This is a genomic window from Neisseria sp. P0001.S005 (genome assembly GCF_051963715.1).
On the sequence record NZ_JBQCTZ010000986.1, the window covers coordinates 1 to 265 of the forward strand.

Below are 265 nucleotides of genomic sequence, written 5' to 3' on the forward strand. Positions count from 1 at the left end.
GCCTTTTGTGTAAAGTGTATTAAATTTGGGTACAATGTCGTTACATTAACTTAAAAACACAGAGAGAAAACATGTTGAAAAAACTGAATAAAAAATATTTGGCTGGCATGGGCGTGATTTTGGCGTTGACCGGCTGTACTTCTGTAGCGGATATGGTTGGCTACGATACCGCGACTTTGAATGAAGATGCGGCTAAAAGTTACTCACAAGTCATTCAAAAAGCGCGTGGTCAAAAAGCTTTGGATGTTTCATCTCCAACTGCTCA

General features: G+C 39.6%; 1 pseudogene. It reads left to right on the forward strand.

Features of this window, described 5'->3' with window-relative positions:
• Window positions 1-71: 71 nt before the first annotated feature.
• Window positions 72-265, forward strand: a pseudogene (locus tag ACTHSP_RS23785) (M48 family peptidase); the annotation flags it as partial.